At 64.7% G+C, this 16,938-nt stretch carries 16 protein-coding genes; 10 read left to right on the top strand and 6 right to left on the bottom strand.

From position 1 onward, the window contains the following. Positions 1-6: 6 nt before the first annotated feature. Entirely contained in the window at positions 7-981 is a 975-nt protein-coding gene (trxB, locus tag GRZ55_RS15210; protein WP_169287801.1) for a thioredoxin-disulfide reductase, read from the top strand. 9 nt (positions 982-990) lie between these two features. Beyond that, positions 991-1,905, top strand: coding sequence for a LysR family transcriptional regulator (locus GRZ55_RS15205; protein WP_169287930.1), 915 nt, complete (start codon positions 991-993; stop codon positions 1,903-1,905). A 371-nt stretch (positions 1,906-2,276) separates the two neighbouring features. Here GRZ55_RS15205 and GRZ55_RS15200 read toward each other — a convergent pair whose 3' ends face one another. Both GRZ55_RS15200 and GRZ55_RS15195 read right to left on the bottom strand, forming a co-directional pair. Next, on the bottom strand, positions 2,277-4,328 hold the full coding sequence (locus GRZ55_RS15200) for an elongation factor G (RefSeq protein WP_169287800.1): 2,052 nt from the start codon (positions 4,326-4,328) through the stop codon (positions 2,277-2,279). Positions 4,329-4,494: 166 nt separating this feature from the next. After that, the gene (locus GRZ55_RS15195) at positions 4,495-5,697 is read right to left on the bottom strand and encodes a pyridoxal phosphate-dependent aminotransferase (protein ID WP_169287799.1); all 1,203 of its coding nucleotides are present in this window, start codon (positions 5,695-5,697) and stop codon (positions 4,495-4,497) included. Between the two features lie 182 nt (positions 5,698-5,879). On the opposite strand from GRZ55_RS15195, the gene GRZ55_RS15190 reads away from it, so the two are divergent. From GRZ55_RS15190 to GRZ55_RS15160, 7 genes are all read left to right on the top strand, one after another. After that, positions 5,880-6,764, top strand: coding sequence for an EAL domain-containing protein (locus GRZ55_RS15190; protein WP_169287798.1), 885 nt, complete (start codon positions 5,880-5,882; stop codon positions 6,762-6,764). Positions 6,765-6,769: 5 nt separating this feature from the next. After that, positions 6,770-7,618: an EAL domain-containing protein gene (locus tag GRZ55_RS15185; protein ID WP_169287797.1), complete on the top strand. Its 849-nt coding sequence runs from the start codon at positions 6,770-6,772 to the stop codon at positions 7,616-7,618. Positions 7,619-7,696: 78 nt separating this feature from the next. Beyond that, positions 7,697-8,305 carry a glutathione S-transferase family protein gene (locus GRZ55_RS15180; protein WP_169287796.1) on the top strand — a complete coding sequence of 203 codons (609 nt, stop codon included), beginning with the start codon at positions 7,697-7,699 and terminating at the stop codon, positions 8,303-8,305. A gap of 278 nt (positions 8,306-8,583) precedes the next feature. Beyond that, entirely contained in the window at positions 8,584-9,915 is a 1,332-nt protein-coding gene (gene ugpB / locus GRZ55_RS15175; protein ID WP_169287795.1) for a sn-glycerol-3-phosphate ABC transporter substrate-binding protein UgpB, read from the top strand. Positions 9,916-9,980: 65 nt separating this feature from the next. Further along, a complete protein-coding gene (gene ugpA / locus GRZ55_RS15170; protein WP_169287794.1) occupies positions 9,981-10,871 on the top strand; it encodes a sn-glycerol-3-phosphate ABC transporter permease UgpA in 891 nt (296 codons plus the stop codon). A gap of 11 nt (positions 10,872-10,882) precedes the next feature. Continuing rightward, entirely contained in the window at positions 10,883-11,731 is an 849-nt protein-coding gene (gene ugpE, locus GRZ55_RS15165; RefSeq protein ID WP_169287793.1) for a sn-glycerol-3-phosphate ABC transporter permease UgpE, read from the top strand. Between the two features lie 3 nt (positions 11,732-11,734). Next, a complete protein-coding gene (locus tag GRZ55_RS15160; RefSeq protein ID WP_169287792.1) occupies positions 11,735-12,817 on the top strand; it encodes a sn-glycerol-3-phosphate import ATP-binding protein UgpC in 1,083 nt (360 codons plus the stop codon). Between the two features lie 41 nt (positions 12,818-12,858). Here GRZ55_RS15160 and GRZ55_RS15155 read toward each other — a convergent pair whose 3' ends face one another. The 3 genes from GRZ55_RS15155 to carA form a co-directional block, all read right to left on the bottom strand. After that, on the bottom strand, positions 12,859-13,086 hold the full coding sequence (locus GRZ55_RS15155) for a hypothetical protein (protein ID WP_169287791.1): 228 nt from the start codon (positions 13,084-13,086) through the stop codon (positions 12,859-12,861). A gap of 256 nt (positions 13,087-13,342) precedes the next feature. Next, a complete protein-coding gene (locus GRZ55_RS23705) occupies positions 13,343-13,828 on the bottom strand; it encodes a BA14K family protein (RefSeq protein WP_169287790.1) in 486 nt (161 codons plus the stop codon). A 119-nt stretch (positions 13,829-13,947) separates the two neighbouring features. Beyond that, positions 13,948-15,150 (bottom strand): glutamine-hydrolyzing carbamoyl-phosphate synthase small subunit, encoded by a 1,203-nt coding sequence (gene carA / locus GRZ55_RS15145; protein WP_169287789.1) that lies wholly within the window; start codon positions 15,148-15,150, stop codon positions 13,948-13,950. A 286-nt stretch (positions 15,151-15,436) separates the two neighbouring features. Here carA and GRZ55_RS15140 point away from each other — a divergent pair, with 286 nt between their 5' ends. Next, positions 15,437-15,886 carry a GatB/YqeY domain-containing protein gene (locus GRZ55_RS15140; RefSeq protein WP_169287788.1) on the top strand — a complete coding sequence of 150 codons (450 nt, stop codon included), beginning with the start codon at positions 15,437-15,439 and terminating at the stop codon, positions 15,884-15,886. Here the strand turns inward: GRZ55_RS15140 and GRZ55_RS15135 are convergent. Beyond that, positions 15,883-16,938, bottom strand: a complete 1,056-nt coding sequence (locus GRZ55_RS15135; RefSeq protein WP_246734780.1) for a sensor histidine kinase — start codon at positions 16,936-16,938, stop codon at positions 15,883-15,885. The two genes, GRZ55_RS15140 and GRZ55_RS15135, sit on opposite strands and share 4 nt — an antisense overlap.

Genomic DNA, 16,938 nt, shown 5'->3' with positions numbered 1-16,938 from the left:
ATATCCATGACCGCTACCCATGCTCCGGTCCTCATCATCGGTTCGGGGCCGGCAGGCTACACCGCGGCGATCTACGCCGCGCGCGCCATGCTCGACCCGATTCTCATCGCCGGGCTCCAGCAGGGCGGCCAGCTGACGATCACCACCGAGGTCGAGAACTATCCGGGCTTCGCCGATCCGATCCAGGGTCCGTGGCTGATGGAGCAGATGCTCAAGCAGGCCGAGCATGTGGGCTCCAAGATCGTCAACGACATCGTCACCTCCGTCGACATGGACGCGCGCCCGATCAGGGTCTCCACCGATTCCGGCACCGAATATACGTGCGATGCGCTGATCATCGCCACCGGCGCGCAGGCCAAGTGGCTGGGCCTGCCGAGCGAACAGGATTTCATGGGCTTCGGGGTCTCGGCCTGCGCCACCTGCGACGGCTTCTTCTACCGCGGCAAGGATGTCGTGGTGGTCGGCGGCGGCAACACGGCGGTGGAAGAGGCGCTCTATCTCTCCAACCTCGCGCGCAGCGTGACGGTCGTCCACCGGCGCGACGAGTTCCGCGCCGAACGTATTCTCCAAGAGCGGCTGTTCCAGAAGGAGAACGTCAAGATCCTTTGGGACCACGTGGTGGAGGAGATCGTCGGCGAAGCCGGCAAGGCGCCCCTGCCGCCTTCGGTGACGGGCCTGAAGATCCGCAACGTGAAGACCGGCGCCGTCGAGGATTTCCCCGTCGATGGCGTCTTCGTGGCGATCGGCCACGTGCCCGCCGTCGATCTTTTCGCCGGCAAGCTGAGACAGAAGCCGGGCGGCTATCTGTGGACGGAAGCGGATTCGACCCGCACCAACATCCCGGGCGTCTTCGCGGCCGGCGACGTGACCGACGACGTCTACCGCCAGGCCGTGACCGCGGCCGGTCTCGGCTGCATGGCAGCCCTGGAAGCCGAGCGCTATCTTGCTGGCGTCGGCGCCATGCAAGAGGCGGCGGAATAGGCCATGCCGATGGTCGGACGCCCCCAAGCCGCGCTCGACTGGGACAAGCTGCGCGTCTTCCACGCCGCGGCCGAGGCCGGCTCGTTCACCCATGCCGCCGATCGGCTCAAGCTGTCGCAGTCGGCGATCTCAAGGCAGGTCAGCGCGCTGGAGCAGGAGGTCGGCGTGCCGCTCTTCCATCGCCATGCCCGCGGGCTGGAGATGACCGAGCAGGGCGAGATCCTCTATCACACCGCCAATGAGGTGCTGATGAAGCTGGAGGGTGTCCGGCTTCGGCTCAACGAGACCAAGGACACGCCTTCCGGCCAGCTGCGCGTGACGACGACGGTCGGGCTCGGCTCCGGCTGGCTGACCGAGCGCCTGCCCGAATTCATGGATCTCTATCCCGACATCCAGTTGCAGCTCATCCTGACCAACGAGGAACTGGAGCTGACCCCGCGCCAGGCCGACTGCGCCATCCGGTTCAGGCAGCCCCAGCAGCCGGATCTCATCCAGCGCAAGCTGTTCACCGTGCATTTCCACCTCTACGCCTCGCCCGGCTACGTCACCCGCCACGGCAGGCCGAAATCGATCGACGATCTCGACCGGCACCGCATGGTGACGTTCGGCGAAATGGTTCCGACCCATCTGTCGGACATGAACTGGCTGGAGACGGCCGGCATGCCGGAAGGCACCAAGCGGGTGGCTGATCTGCAGATCAACAACATCCTGTCGATCAAGGCCGCGGTGCAGCGGGGCGCCGGCGTGGCGATGCTGCCGGATTATGTGGTCGACAAGGATTCAGGGCTGGTCCAGCTGATGCCCGATCTCGAGGTGCCGTCCTTCGATACCTATTTCTGCTATCCCACGACGATGAAGAACCAGGCACGTCTGCACGCTTTCAGGGACTTCCTGCTTTCCAAGGCGAGGGGCTGGTCGTTCTAGGCGCAGCTGGGGGCGCTGCTGTCCAACGACTTCGCCGCAGCCAAGGACTGATTCGTTTTTTCTGGCACGCCGAAGCATCTCAGTGGCAAATTCTCTGCGTCTACTATCGAAATCTGTGGTGATTTGGCCACAGTGGCCGGCGGATCGTGCACATGTGAAGGGCCATGCACTTTTGCATGCCTGCTTTGCGCCGCCCGCTGCTTGTTATTTGAGCAAGCATAGCCCATATCCTAATCATCTCCGGGGCGCATTCCTCCTCCCATTGGCGCCCTTGAGTGTTCCCCTCTGGAGGTTCAGCCTTAACGGGCACTTCCAATAACTAGCCGGATCAATCGATCCGGCTTTTTTTTTGGATTTTTTCCGGACGCCCCTCAGGCAGCCCTGCCCTGCTCGTTCAAAACCGCGTCGGCCAGCCGTCCGGTCAGTTCCGACATGTGGTCGAAACGCGCCGTATAGGAGGCCACGCCCGCCGTCGCCGAGCGCAGTTCGACGATGAGATCCGCGATCTCGGACTGCGGCATCATCGCCTCCACCACATCCCAGCCCGGCCATTCCGGGCGGGCATCGAAGCCCAGGATCTGCCCGCGGCGTTGCGAGACGATGGCCGTGACCCGGGCGGTCGTGTCCGAGGGCGTCTGCACCTCCACCTTCATGATCGGTTCCAGCAGCACGGGCGAGCAGGCAGCCATCCCTTCCTTCATGGCGAGCCGACCGGCCTGCTGGAAAGCCATGTCGGAGGAATCCACCGCGTGGTAGGAGCCGTCGGACAGGTTCACCGCCACATCGATCACCGGGAAGCCAAGCGGCCCCGACCGCAGATAATCGCGCACGCCGGCCTCGACGGAGGGAATGTACTGCTTGGGCACGACGCCGCCGGTGATCGTGTCGGTAAACTCGAAGCCCGCCCCGCGCGGCAGCGGCCTGATATCGAGAACCACGTCGCCGAACTGGCCGTGCCCGCCGGACTGCTTCTTGTGGCGTCCGCGCTGCGTGGCGGCGTTCCGGATCGTCTCGGCATAGGGCACGCTGGGCCGACTGGCATCGACCACGATCTGGTACTTGCTCGCGAGCCTCTCGGCGGCGACGCGCAGATGCATCTCGCCATTTCCCGACAGGAGCGTCTCGCCCGTCTCCTGGTTCTGCGCCACGCGCAGCGAGGGGTCTTCCTCGGCCAGGCGCTGCAGCGAGGTGGAGAGCTTGACCTCGTCCTTGCGGTCGCGCGGCCGCAGCGCCAGGGCATAGACCGGCGGCACCGGGGCCAGCTCGACCAGGGCCGGCACCGCGCTCTTGATGGCCGACAGCGTGGCCCCGGTGGCGATGTCGTCGAGCTTGCCGAGCGCTGCCGTCTCGCCGGCATCCGCCCGCGCGATCTTAACCTGCTCCTTGCCCATGAGGCGATAGAGACCCGATACGCGGCCGGTATTTCCGCCCGGTTCCACAAGCTCCGCCGCATCGGCGACGGCACCGGCCAGGACCCGCGCGACCGACAATTTGCCGCCATGCGGAGTGTGGATGGTCTTCATCACCTGCAGAACCGGCTGATCGCCATCCTCCAGGCCCAGCCGCCGGCCTGTGCTGGCGACATCGGGCCCGTCGTGCCGGATCGCCTTGAGGAGCCGGAGAACGCCGTTTCCCTTCTCCGCCGCACCAATCAGCACCGGCGTGACAAGCCCGGCACGCAGGTCGGCGGACAGATCGTCGAAGATGACGTCGCGGGGCGGCTCGATCTCCTCGAGCAACTGCTCCATCAGCGCGTCGTCATGGTCGGCAAGCGTCTCCAGCATGGAGAAGCGCGCTTCGATCTCGCGGGCCTTCTCGTCATCCGGGATGTGGGCGATCGCGCTGGCCGCGTGCTCCTGATAGATGTAGGCGCGTTCGAGCGCGAGATCGATCGAGCCCACGACGATGCCGTCCTTGCGCAGCGGGATCTGGCGCAACAGCAGCGGGGTGGAACTGGCCTGCTGCAGCATCTTCAGCGTGGCGCGCACGCCTTCCGTGGCCTTGTCGACCTTGTTGAGGAAAAGCATGCGCGGGATGCCCTGCCGGTCGAGCTCGCGCATGATGAGCTGCAACTGGGGCAGCTTCTTCTCGTCGGCCTCAGCGACCACGAGCGCCACGTCGCAGGCAGCCAGGACCGGCATCGCCTCAAAGGCAAATTCGATGGAGCCCGGACAATCGACGAAGGTGATGCTCTCGCCCATGAACTCGACCGTGGCGAAGCTCGCCTCGACGCTCATGGCGTGGGCGCGCGCCTCGGGCGAGTGATCTCCCACCGTGTTGCCGGAGGAAACCGGGTTCTGCCGGGCAATGGCGCCCGTCCGAGCCAGGATCGCTTCAAGAAGCGTTGTCTTGCCGCTGGCAAACGGGCCGACAATGGCGACGCATTTCGGCCCGCTGGGTCTTTCGCCTGCTCGATTACCCATTTTTTCCGACCTCCCTCACGCGAGACAACATGAGCGGCGGCCGGCCTTGCGACCGTCGCGCGCGGACGAAAGGGCTCCTCCTCCCTTTGAACGCGGGCAACATCGTCACATGGCTGCAGGGTTTCGGCAAGTGCCGGCGGCGCGGGCGAACCCGCGCCGGGAAGCGCTATTTCAGCGAGGCGGCGAAGCGCTGGATGCGCGAGCAGGCTTCCTCGAGCAACTCTTCGGAAGTCGCGTAGGAAATGCGGAAGTTAGGCCCCAGCCCGAACGCCGAACCGTGCACGACGGCGACGCCTTCCGCCTCGAGCAATTCGGTGACGAAGGTCTCGTCGCTGTCGATCACCTTGCCCGACGGCGCCGTCTTGCCGATCAGCCCCTTGCAGGACGGGTAGACGTAGAAGGCGCCTTCCGGCACCGGGCAGTCGATGCCGGTGGCCTGGTTGAGCATCGACACGACCAGATCGCGGCGGCCCTCGAACACCTTCTTGTTCCTGGCGATGAAATCCTGCGGGCCGTTCAGCGCTTCCACGGCCGCCCACTGGGCGATCGAGCAGGCGCCAGACGTCTGCTGGCCCTGGATCGTGTCCATGGCCTTGATGAGCGCGAGCGGACCGGCGGCATAGCCGATGCGCCAGCCGGTCATGGCATAGGCCTTGGAGACGCCGTTCATGGTGAGCGTGCGGTCGTAGAGGCCGGGCTCCACCTGGGCGAGCGTCTTGAACTCGAAATCGCCATAGGTGAGATGCTCGTACATGTCGTCGGTCAGCGTCCAGACATGGTCGTGCTTCATCAACACGTCGGCCAGCGCGCGCAGCTCGGCCTCGGTATAGGCCGCGCCCGACGGGTTGGACGGCGAGTTCATGATCAGCCACTTGGTCTTCGGCGTGATCGCCTTTTCGAGCGCCTCGGCCGTCAGCTTGAAGCCGTTGTCGATCGTCGTCTCGGCAAAGACCGGCGTGCCGCCGCACAGCGCCACCATCTCGGGATAGCTGACCCAATAAGGCGTCGGGATCGCCACCTCGTCGCCGGCATTGAGGGTGGCCATGAAGGCGTTGAACAGGATCTGCTTGCCGCCGGTGCCCACGATGGTCTGCTCGGGCTTGTAGTCCAGCCCGTTCTCGCGCTTGAACTTGGCGGCGATCGCCTCGCGCAGCGGGGCGATGCCCGACACGGGCGGATACTTCGTCTCGCCGCGCCGGATCGCCTCGATGGCGGCGTTCTTGATGTTGTCGGGCGTGTCGAAATCGGGCTCGCCGGCGCCCAGGCCGATCACGTCGCGGCCGGCCGTTTTCAGTTCCCGCGCCTTCTGCTGGACGGCGATGGTCGCCGAAGGCTTGATGCGGGAAAGGGCGTCGGCAAGAAAGGCCATTGGACGGCTCCGAAGGGGTTGAATTCGACGGATGCTCTAATGTCTTATCGGGGGAGTTTCCGCAAGGGCCGCGCGCCAATCCTTAACGACTCCTAAACGCTTTCCGGGCCACTCTTCCGCCTCCCGCCGGCCGGAGCCGCGGGGCATCACCAGGAGCCCGGATCGTGCCAAGCGGCAAGGCAATGTCCCATATCGTACGCCTGCCCGACGGCTCGTCGGAAGGCGTCTGGGGCAGCTACGTGCTTCGCACGGCCTTCCAGCCCATCTTCGCCTTCGACGACAGGCGGCGCCTGTCGGTCTGCGCCTATGAGGGTCTGCTGCGCCCCTTCCGCGATGCGCTGCCCCATCGACCGCAGGACTTCTTCCTGTCGATCCCGACCGCGGATCGTTTCCAGGTGGAAACGGTTTCGCGCACCCTGCACCTGCTGAATGCCGGGGTCTTTCTCGACGAGACGGCGCAGATCTTCGTCAATTTCGACCCGTCGCTGTTCGGCGATCCGAAACTGATCGACGGCGTGCTCCGGGACATGCGCCTCGTGCTGCACGAGGCCCGGCTGGACGCCACGCGGGTGGTCTGCGAGGTGACCGAGCAGAAATCGGTCTATGAATCCGCCCTCAGCGATTTCGTCTCCGCCTGCCGCCGGCACGGCTTCACCATCGCCGTCGACGATTACGGCGCCGAGGATTCCGACATGGAGCGTGTCGTGGCGCTCAAGCCGGACATCGTGAAGTTCGACGCCCGCTGGATCCGCCGGCTCATGGACACGGGTCCCGGCCGCGCGCTGCTGGCAATTATGGTGAGGGAGTTCCGCGACCGCGGCATCATCTGCATCTTCGAGGGCATCGAGGAGGACTGGCAGCTCGAGGTCGCCGACGAAGCCGGCGCCGACATGGTGCAGGGCTATCTTCTGGCACGTCCCGAACTCGTGCCGGGCGATTTCGGCCGCACCACGCATGGCACCCCTCACGCGGACGCAAGCGATCGGGCGTCCGGGCGGCGCCTGCCCGCCCGCGCCGCCAAGCAGGATGCCGGCCGGCGCAGCTTCGGCCGCCGGCACGGCGGCTGAACATCATGCATGAAAGCGACACCCTGCCCTTCCTGGCAGACGAGATCGGCCTGATCTATCTGCGCCATGGAACGCTGGTCGCCCGCACGGCCTTCGAACCGCTTCTGCCAGCCACCGGCCAAGAGCCGTCCTTGCTCCACCTGCGGGCCTCGACGGCCTGGTTCCTCGGTGGCCGCGAAATCCGCCAGGCGGCGCTGGCGGCGACCGGGCTGGCCATCGGCGAGCCGGCCCTCGAACGGGCATCGGCGATTGCCCACATGCGCAATCTCTTCGTTGAAGACGAAGGGGCACGGCTCCTCGTGCCCCTGGCGGCGCCGGATGCGGCCTCGATAGGGTCCCTGCTTGCCGCGCTCGACGAACAGATCGAGACCGGCGACATCGAACCGGACCGCATCATCGTGGAACTCCCCGCCGGCGAAGACGGCACGCAGCTTGGCGCCGCGGCCACCGAACTACGGATGCGCGGCTTTGCCATCGGCCTGGGCGATTTCGGCCCCGCCGGCTCGTCGGCGGCCCTGATCGAGGCCGTCGCGCCCGAGATCGTGCGCCTCGACATGCAATGGGTGCGGCTTGCCGACGGCATCGATCCCTCGCATCGCCTGCTGTCCAGCCTGGTCGCGCTGCTGCGCGAGGGCGGCAGGACGACGCTTCTGGGCGGGATCGAGAGTGCCGGCGACCACGACACCGCGCTCAAGATCGGCGTCGACCTGCTGGCCGGGCCTCTTCTCGCCCCGCCCTTTCTCGCGGGGACCGACAGCCCCCATCGTCCAGGGCCGCAGGACGATCCCGCTCGAGAGGCCTCCGGCGACAATGTCATCCCCCTCGCCGATCCGGGTCGGCATCACGGCCGTTGAACGGCTTCATCAAGGATTGTGATTGGTGCCGAGTGGCGAGCGGCGCCATCATGCGGCGACAGCCGAGGAGCCGCCCAGATGATGACCATCCATGGAATGACCGACAGCGGCAACTGCTACAAGCCGCGCCTGCTGATGGCGCTGCTCGGCCTGCCCTTCCGCCATGTGGAGGTCAGTTTTCTCGATGGCGGCACGCGGCAGCCCGCATTCACCGCCAAGAACCCCAATGCGAAGGTTCCGCTGCTCGAACTGGAGGATGGCAGGGTTCTGGCGGAATCGAACGCCATCCTCTGCTACCTCGCCGACGGCACGTCCTACATGCCGCTCGATCGCTATGAGCGGGCGGTGGCGCTGCAGTGGATGTTCTTCGAGCAGTACAGCCATGAGCCCCATGTCGCCGTGCGGCGTTCGCTGATGCGCTACGAGCGGCTGGCCGACCAGGCCACGCCCGCCCGCATGCAGACCCTCCTGGAACAGGGCAACAAGGCACTTTCCGTCATGGAAACGCGCCTGGCCGGCACGCCCTTCCTGGCCGGCACCGCGCCGAGCGTGGCCGACATCGCGCTCTTTGCCTACACGCATTGCGCCGAGGAGGGCGGGTTCGTGCTGGAGGATTTTCGGGCCGTCTCCGCCTGGCTGGATCGGGTGCGTTCGCTGCCCGGTTTTCGGCCCATGCTGCCCGACTGACCCATTGTAAACTTAGGCGGCTACGGGCCACGCCCTTCACTCTGCAGTGGCTTGCATGTGGATGCCGCGGGACGTTAGCGCGCATTTCATTTGCATTTTGCCCGATTCACGGGCATTTCACTTTCGATATCGCCTCTTTCGCCGGCAAAACGAAAAATTTCGCTGGTGATTGATACGGTCTCGACATTCGTTTGTGACGGTGCTGTCATGCAGCCGTTACAAATCTTGTTCAGAAGAACGACCACCGAACAACCGGTGGCAATTAGGGAGAAAAGATCATGAAGTTGCGCAAACTGCTGACCGCGACCAGTGTGGCGGCACTGATGCTGCCTGCGATGGCCTCGATGGCCAACGCCCAGACCACCGTCACCTGGTGGCACGCGATGGGTGGCGAACTTGGCGAACTCCTCGAGGGCGTTGCCGAGAGCTTCAACGAGAGCCAGGACGACTATCGCGTCGTGCCGAGCTACCGCGGCACCTATGCCGAGACCATGACCGGCGCCATCGCCGCCTTCCGTGCCGGCGAGCAGCCGCACATCCTGCAGGTCTTCGAAGTCGGCACCGGCACCATGATGGCCGCCGAGGGCGCGATCTACCCGATCTACCAGTTGATGGCCGACACCGGCAAGAATTTCGACCCGGACGCCTATCTCGACACCGTGGTGAGCTATTACACGGATCCCGACGGCAACATGCTGTCCTTCCCGTTCAATTCCTCGACCCCGATCATGTATTACAACAAGGATGTCTTCGAGGCCGCCGGACTTGATCCGGAGTCCCCGCCGGAGACCTGGGCCGAGGCCGAGGAGGCAGCCCGCGCCATCGTGGAATCCGGTGCGGCGCCTTGCGGCTTCACCACCTCCTGGCCGAGCTGGGTGATGCTCGAGAACTTCTCGGCCTGGCACAATCTGCCGCTGGGCACGCTCGCCAACGGCTTCGAAGGCTTCGAGACCGAGTTCGTCTTCAACAACGAACATGTCGCCCGCCATTGGGACAATCTGGCCAGCTGGCAGGACGAAGGCGTGTTCCGCTGGGGTGGCCCCGGAACCGGTGCCGACGCTTTCCCGGCCTTCTACGCCGGCGAGTGCGGCTTCGTCTTCGGTTCGTCGGCCAGCCGCGCCGGTGTGCTGCGCAACTCGGACTTCAACGTCGGCTTCGGCTTCCAGCCTCATTATGACGACATCGAGGGCGCACCGCAGAACACCATCATCGGCGGTGCCACGCTGTGGGTCCTGACCGGCCACACGGACGAGGAATACGAGGCCGTCGCGGCCTTCTTCGAATTCGTGTCGCAGCCCGAGGTCCAGGCCCAGTGGCACCAGGACACCGGCTATCTGCCGATCACCCAGGCTTCGTTCGATCTGACCCGGGAACAGGGTTATTATGACGAGAACCCGGGTGCCGACACCTCGATCCGCCAGATGACGCTGAACCCGCCGACCGAAAATTCCCGCGGCCTGCGCTTCGGCAATTTCGTCCAGATCCGCGACGTCATCTCCGAGGAGATGGAAGCGGTCATGGCCGGCACGAAATCCGGTCAGCAGGCGGCAGATGATGCCGTCAGCCGCGGCAATGCGCTCCTGCGCGAGTTCGAAGCTTCCATGAACTGAGCCCGATAATGCGACCCGTCCGATGATCTTCGGGCGGGTCGCATCCTTTTGGCGGATCGGACGCGATGCAAACCAAACGCACGACATTCTCCAGCCCGTGGCTGCCCTACGCGCTGCTCGCGCCGCAGGTGATCATCACGCTGATCTTCTTCATCTGGCCCTCCTGGCAGGCGCTGGTGCAGTCGCTCTACCGGCAAGGCGACGCCTTCGGCATCCGACCGCCGACCTTCGTCTGGTTCCAGAATTTCCAGACCCTGTTTGCCGATCCGCTCTATCTGAACTCGCTTCAGGTGACCTTCGTCTTCTCCGTCGGCACCACGCTGCTGTCGATGGGCCTGGCGCTTCTCTTCGCGGTCATGGTCAACCGCATGATCCGCTCGCGCAACAGCTACACGACCTTCCTGGTCTGGCCCTACGCCATCGCGCCGGCGATCGCGGGCGTGCTGTGGTGGTTCATCTTCAACCCGACGCTGGGGATCCTGCCCTACGTGCTGGACATGTTCGGCTATAACTGGAACCACCGGCGCAACGGCAACGATGCGATGATCATGATCATCATCGCCGCCGCCTGGAAACAGATCAGCTACAATTTCCTGTTCTTCCTGGCAGGCCTGCAGTCGATCCCGAACTCGCTGATCGAGGCCGCCGCGATCGACGGCGCCAGCCGGATGAAGCGCTTCTGGACGATCGTCTTCCCGCTGCTTTCGCCGATCACCTTCTTCCTTCTGGTGGTCAACGTGGTCTACGCGATGTTCGACACGTTCGGCGTCATCCACGCCACGACCGAGGGCGGGCCGGCGCAGGCGACCAACATCCTCGTCTACAAGGTCTATCGCGACGGCTTCGTCAATCTCAACATCGGCTCGTCTGCGGCCCAGTCCGTGGTGCTGATGACCATCGTCGTCGTGCTCACCGTGATCCAGTTCCGCTACATCGAGCGGCGCGTGAACTACTGAGGGGCGCGGATATGGTCGAGAACAATCGCTGGGGCAATTTCTTCGCCCATCTCGTGCTGATCGCCGGAGTGGCCATCGTGCTGTTCCCTGTCTATGTGGCGTTCATCGCCTCCACCCACCCGCCCGGCACCTTCGTGCGCGGGGTGATGCCGCTGCTTCCCGGCACCAATGCCTGGGATAACTACATGACGGTCATCACCGAGGGGCGGTCGCGCGCCGGCACGCCGCCGATCGCGGGCATGATGTGGAACTCCTTCATCATGGCGATGGCGATCACCATCGGGAAGCTGTCGATCTCGCTGCTTTCGGCCTTCGCGATCGTCTATTTCCGCTTTCCCTTCCGCATGTTCTTCTTCTGGATCATCTTCCTGACCCTGATGCTGCCGGTCGAAGTCCGCATCGTGCCCACTTTCGAGGTGGTCGCCAATCTGGGCATGCTGAACAGTTTTGCGGGACTTTCCATTCCGCTGATCGCGTCCGCGACCGCGACCTTCCTGTTCCGGCAGTTCTTCATGACCGTGCCCGAGGAGCTGATGGAGGCAGCCCGCGTCGACGGGGCGGGACCGATGAAGTTCTTCAAGGACATCCTGCTGCCCCTGTCGATCACCAATATCGCGGCGCTGTTCGTGATCATGTTCATCTATGGCTGGAACCAGTATCTCTGGCCGCTGCTCATCACGACGGATCCCAGCTACTACACGATCGTCATGGGGCTCCAGCGCATGGTTACGGGGGGTGACTCCGAGCCGCTCTGGCATCTGGTCATGGCCACCGTCGTGCTTGCGGCAATGCCGCCCGTTCTGGTGATCCTCTTCATGCAACGGCTCTTCGTGAAGGGCCTGACCGAGACGGAGAAATAGGTAATGGCAACCGTCAAACTCGATGGCGTGCGCAAGGTTTATGCGGGCGGCGTGGAAGCGGTAAAGGGCGTCTCGATCGACATCGCGGACGGGCAGCTCTGCGTGCTCGTCGGCCCCTCCGGCTGCGGCAAGTCCACGCTCCTGCGCATGATCGCGGGGCTGGAAGTCATCACCGATGGCGAGATCTCGATCGACGGCCGCGTCGTCAACAGGCTGGAGCCGGCCGAGCGCGACATCGCCATGGTGTTCCAGAACTACGCGCTCTACCCGCACATGAAGGTCTACGACAACATGGCCTATGGCCTGCGCAATCGCGGCCAGTCCAAGGAAGAGATCGACAAGCGGGTTCGCGAGGCGGCCCGCATTCTCGAGCTCGACGAGCTGCTCCAGCGCAAGCCCCGCGAGCTGTCGGGCGGGCAGCGCCAGCGCGTCGCCATGGGGCGTGCGATCGTGCGCCACCCCAAGGCGTTCCTCTTCGACGAGCCGCTGTCCAATCTCGACGCCAAGCTGCGCGTGCACATGCGCGTCGAGATCAAGAATTTGCAGCGTTCGCTGGGTGTGACCAGCGTCTACGTGACCCATGACCAGGTCGAGGCCATGACGCTGGCCGACAAGCTGGTGGTGATGAATGGCGGCGTGGCCGAACAGATCGACACGCCGATCAAGATTTACGAAAAGCCCGCCACCACCTTCGTCGCCAGCTTCATCGGTTCGCCCGCCATGAATCTGCTGCGCGGCGCATCGGCTGGCCCCAAGGGGATCGCCCTGGCCGGGGGACAGGCCGTGAAGCCGCGTGACTTCCAGATGCCGGAGACCGGCAGGGAAGTGTTCCTCGGCGTGCGCCCGGAGCATCTCACCCTCGTCAATGGCGGCAATTCGGATCTCGAGCTGTCCGTGATCGCGGTGGAAAGCCTCGGCGCCGACACCATGGCCCATGGCGTCCTGGCTGGCTCCAACGGCCGCGCCGACAAGATCATCGTCAGGTTGCCGGGTGCTGCCAGCATCAAGGAAGGCGACGTGCTGCCGCTGGCCATCAACCCGGGCATGGCACATGTCTTCGATGCGGAGACGAGCAAGCGCATCTGAGCCGCGGGACCGCCCGCGGCCTCCGGCTCAGGAGCAACGGTTCAGGCGACCTTCCGCAGCTCCTGTCCGGCCACGGCGACCAGATGCCGATCAAGCTCGACAGCGAGCTCCTCGTTCAGCGTGTCGATGTCGACGTAGTAGAACCGGGACAGCTGCGGCGCGATTTCCTCGTCGCCGTAGCCGTGCTGTTTCAGGAGCCGGACCGCGAGCCTGATCTCCTCGCGGTCGACCAGTCTGCGTTTGGCACAATCTTCTTCTGAAAGTTTCATGGCCTCAATGTCTCTGACGCTCTGTTCGGGCAATGAGCCCGAACATGTCCGGGCTCTCTGGAGAACGCGGAACTGGGAACCGGAACTTTGAGGAAAGGTCCGACATGACGGACCGAAACGAATCACCTGCGACGATTATGGCCAGCGCAGGTGGAAAATCAAATACGGCTGCCCGTGAAGCTTGTGCGAGGCTTGAGCAACGCGAACGGGCGGCAATGATGCCGCCCGCTGTCGGAGTACGTCCGGGGGTCGAGGATCAGCCGAAGGGCGACCTGCACGCGCGACGCGGACCCTGGTAGGGCTGGAACGTGTTGTCGGATGCGCGGTAGGAGCGATACTGGCCGTAGCACCACTCGACATGCGACCGGCTGAGGCCGCGCTGCGGAGCACGGGGGGCCGGCCGCGGCTGCTGAGCCACCGCACCGCCGATAATCGCACCTGCCACGAAGGCTGCCGGCGGGAACCACCAGCCCTGATGCTGGCGCCAGCCCTGGCGCGCCTGACGCTGACCGCGGTGGCCGCGGTAATAGGCGGACCCACCGCGAAGCTCGAAGCCGCCACGGGCGCTCGGCGGACGCTGCCGCGCGTCGCGGCGCTGGACCTCGATCACGTTCGAGTTGCCGAACTGCCCCTGGAACTGCGTCGGGGTGGGAATGGGCTGGGCGTTGGCGCCGGCAGTGCCCAGACCGATGGTGCTGACCGCCATCGCGGCCGCACACAGATAGGATGTCAGTCGTTTCATATCGGGACTCCATCAACTCATTGGTTTTTCGTGCCGATTTCGATGCCGGCACGATGTACCCTTCGAGGGACCAATGCGTCGATGGAGGGGTTTGTTCCGATTTTACCGATTGCGCGGGCTCACCGCTCTGCGAGCGCGGGCTCGCCACGGCGTTCGCGGATGAGATTGGCGAACCGCTTGAACAGATAATGGGAATCCTGCGGGCCAGGCGACGCTTCCGGGTGGTGCTGCACCGAGAAGACCGGCTTTCCGGCAAGCGCGATGCCGCAATTGGTGCCGTCGAAGAGGGACACATGCGTCTCGTCGACACCCGCGGGCAGGCTCTTGGATTCGACCGCGAAACCGTGGTTCATGGACACGATCTCCACCTTGCCGGTGGTGTGGTCCTTCACCGGGTGGTTGGCGCCGTGATGGCCCTGATGCATTTTCTGGGTCTTGCCGCCGAGCGCGAGGGCCAGGATCTGGTGACCAAGGCAGATGCCGAAGATCGGAACCCCGGCCTCGATCAGCTTCTGGATCACCGGCACGGCATATTTGCCCGTCGCGGCGGGATCGCCCGGGCCGTTGGACAGGAAGACGCCATCCGGTTCCATCGCGAGGATGTCCTCGGCGCTGGTGCGTGCGGGAACAACCGTCACCTTGGCGCCCAGCCCGGCCAGCAGCCGCAGGATGTTGCGCTTCACACCATAGTCGATGGCCACGATATGCATCGCCGCCTCGCCCTGTGTGCCGTAGCCCTCGTCCCATACCCAGGGCGTCTCCGTCCAGACCGACGACTGGCCGGAACTGGCCTTCTCGGCGAGATCGAGACCCTCGAGACCGGACCATTCACGGGCCTTGGCCTTCAGTGCTTCGAGATCGAAACGGCCATCTTCCGAATGCGCGATGATGGCGTTCGGCATGCCGGTCTCGCGGATATGGGCGGTAAGCGCGCGCGTATCGAGGCCGCTGATCGCCACGATGCCGCGCTGGCGCAGCCATGCGTCGAGATGGGAGGCGGAGCGGTAGCTGGAAGGGTTGGTGACCTCCGCGCGGAAGACGGCACCGACGGCCCCGTGGCGCGCGGCGGGGTTGAGATCTTCCATATCCTCGTCATTGGCGCCGATATTGCCGATATGCGGGAAGGTGAAGGTCACGATCTGCGAGGCATAGGAGGGATCGGTGAGGATTTCCTGGTAGCCGGTCAGCGCCGTGTTGAAGCAGACCTCGCCCACCGCCTCGCCTCGCGCGCCAAGGCCCTTGCCCTCGATGACGGTACCGTCGGCCAGGACGAGCACGGCAGTCGCGGTTGTGGGGGCCCAGGGGGCTGTAGTGGCGGCCATGGAGGTCTCCGTAACGTGATGAACAGGCTCTTGATTTGTCGGCAGGGCAGAGCCACATGCCGGTGCTGAAGTGGGATGGGCGGAGCTGTTCCGCAATCCCGTACTCCACCGAAAATTCGAGCAGGCGGCGGACAATAGGCCAACGTCCCCGCTGGGTCAATTGTATCGAACCCGCCGGCTGGAATAAAATTATTATAAGCTTTTCAAGGGTTTAGCATCCAAGAAACGGTTTGCATGCCCCGCGCCGGAAAGCTATTGTTCGCGCCAGCGACAGGAGAATAAAGCCATGCGCGAAAAGATCGCCGAGGCGCTCAAGGACGCCATCAAGAACGGTCGCAAACGGTGTGTGTCGACGCTGCGCCTGATCCAGGCTGCCATCACCGATCGCGACATCGCCAATCGTGCCACGGGCAAGGACCCCGTGAGCGACGAGGAGATCCTCGCCATACTCTCGAAGATGGTCAAGCAGCGCGAGGAATCGGCGCAGGCCTTCGAGGAAGGCGGACGCCTCGAACTGGCCGAGCAGGAACGCGAGGAGATCGAGATCATCCGCGCCTTCATGCCCAAGCAGCTGCCCGAGGAGGCGGTGCGCCAGGCCTGTGCGGAGGTCATCGACGAGGTCGGCGCGGACGGCCTGCGCGACATGGGGCGCTGCATGAACGCGCTCAAGGAAAAATACCCCGGAAAGATGGACTTCTCCAAGGCGAGCGGCATCGTTAAGGGGTTGCTGCGCTAGGTGATCGCCCCATCCGCCTCGATGGGCAGCTTGAGCGAGACCCGGGTGCCCGGGCGGTCCGTGAGGTAGATGATCTCAGATCCGAGCGTCACGGCCATGGAGCGCACGATACGCGTTCCCAGGCCGGTGCCCTGCGGCTTGCCCTCGCCCGACCAGCCGATTCCGTCATCTTCGACCAGAAGCTCGGCTTCCGTATGCGTCTCGCGGCGCACGATCACGCGCACCTCGCCTTCGCTGCCTTTCGGATAGGCGTATTTGTAGGCGTTGGTCAGGAGCTCGGTGACGATCATGCCGACCGAGACGGCCTTGTCCGGGGGAACGTGCAGCGTTTCCAGGTGCAAAGCGGTGCGCATGCGATGTCCGGCCGCACGCATCGAATTGTCCAGCTCCGCGACGAGACCGGACAGATATTCGTCCAGCGCGACCGAACGCACATCGTCGGAGGTGTAGAGCTTGCGATGCAGGCCCGCTATCGCCGAGATTCGCGCCTCGGTTTCCGCCAGCACGCCCTTGGCGCTCGGGTCCTGGATGGCGCCCGACTGCATGCGCACCAGAGCCGCTACCAGGGCCAGCGAGTTGGCCACGCGGTGGTTGACCTCGGTCAGCAGGAGTTCGGCCCGGTCGCGCGCCGTGCGCACCTCGGCCTCGGCCTGCTCCTTGGCGCGTTGCAGCCTGGCCTTGCGATACGCCTTCTCGATCGCGCCCGCGAGAAGCACGAAGAAATCGTCGCCGACCGTCTTCAAGACATAGTCGGTCGCCCCCGCCTTCAACGCATCGATGGCGATGCTCGCATCCGAGGACCCCGTCACATAGACGACCGGCGGCGGCAGCGGCACATCGGCCAGTCGCGACAGAAGCTCCAGCCCGGTGTGCCCCGCCAGGTAGTGATCGAGCACCACCACGTCGACTTCATCCGCAGCGATGCGCTGAAGCGCGGATTCTATGTCCGTCGCGTTGTCCACCTCGAATCCACGCCGCCCAAGCGCCTTTTGCAGGAGCCTGGCCAGCGCCACATCGTCGTCGACATGCAGGATGCGGACGGGGTTTTCCAA

Origin of the sequence: Chelativorans sp. ZYF759 (assembly GCF_012911015.1) — a bacterium.
Lineage (GTDB): Bacteria > Pseudomonadota > Alphaproteobacteria > Rhizobiales > Rhizobiaceae > ZYF759.
Note: the sequence above shows the minus strand (reverse complement) of the source record. Positions and strands in the feature narration are given on the sequence as shown.

Excerpts from the sequence above, each read along its gene's own strand:
- trxB (WP_169287801.1), top strand. The coding sequence starts at position 7 with ATGACCGCTACCCATGCTCCGGTCCTCATCATCGGTTCGGGGCCGGCA.
- GRZ55_RS15205 (WP_169287930.1), top strand. The coding sequence starts at position 991 with ATGGTCGGACGCCCCCAAGCCGCGCTCGACTGGGACAAGCTGCGCGTC.
- GRZ55_RS15200 (WP_169287800.1), bottom strand. The coding sequence starts at position 4,328 with ATGGGTAATCGAGCAGGCGAAAGACCCAGCGGGCCGAAATGCGTCGCC.
- GRZ55_RS15195 (WP_169287799.1), bottom strand. The coding sequence starts at position 5,697 with ATGGCCTTTCTTGCCGACGCCCTTTCCCGCATCAAGCCTTCGGCGACC.
- GRZ55_RS15190 (WP_169287798.1), top strand. The coding sequence starts at position 5,880 with ATGTCCCATATCGTACGCCTGCCCGACGGCTCGTCGGAAGGCGTCTGG.
- GRZ55_RS15185 (WP_169287797.1), top strand. The coding sequence starts at position 6,770 with ATGCATGAAAGCGACACCCTGCCCTTCCTGGCAGACGAGATCGGCCTG.
- GRZ55_RS15180 (WP_169287796.1), top strand. The coding sequence starts at position 7,697 with ATGATGACCATCCATGGAATGACCGACAGCGGCAACTGCTACAAGCCG.
- ugpB (WP_169287795.1), top strand. The coding sequence starts at position 8,584 with ATGAAGTTGCGCAAACTGCTGACCGCGACCAGTGTGGCGGCACTGATG.
- ugpA (WP_169287794.1), top strand. The coding sequence starts at position 9,981 with ATGCAAACCAAACGCACGACATTCTCCAGCCCGTGGCTGCCCTACGCG.
- ugpE (WP_169287793.1), top strand. The coding sequence starts at position 10,883 with ATGGTCGAGAACAATCGCTGGGGCAATTTCTTCGCCCATCTCGTGCTG.
- GRZ55_RS15160 (WP_169287792.1), top strand. The coding sequence starts at position 11,735 with ATGGCAACCGTCAAACTCGATGGCGTGCGCAAGGTTTATGCGGGCGGC.
- GRZ55_RS15155 (WP_169287791.1), bottom strand. The coding sequence starts at position 13,086 with ATGAAACTTTCAGAAGAAGATTGTGCCAAACGCAGACTGGTCGACCGC.
- GRZ55_RS23705 (WP_169287790.1), bottom strand. The coding sequence starts at position 13,828 with ATGAAACGACTGACATCCTATCTGTGTGCGGCCGCGATGGCGGTCAGC.
- carA (WP_169287789.1), bottom strand. The coding sequence starts at position 15,150 with ATGGCCGCCACTACAGCCCCCTGGGCCCCCACAACCGCGACTGCCGTG.
- GRZ55_RS15140 (WP_169287788.1), top strand. The coding sequence starts at position 15,437 with ATGCGCGAAAAGATCGCCGAGGCGCTCAAGGACGCCATCAAGAACGGT.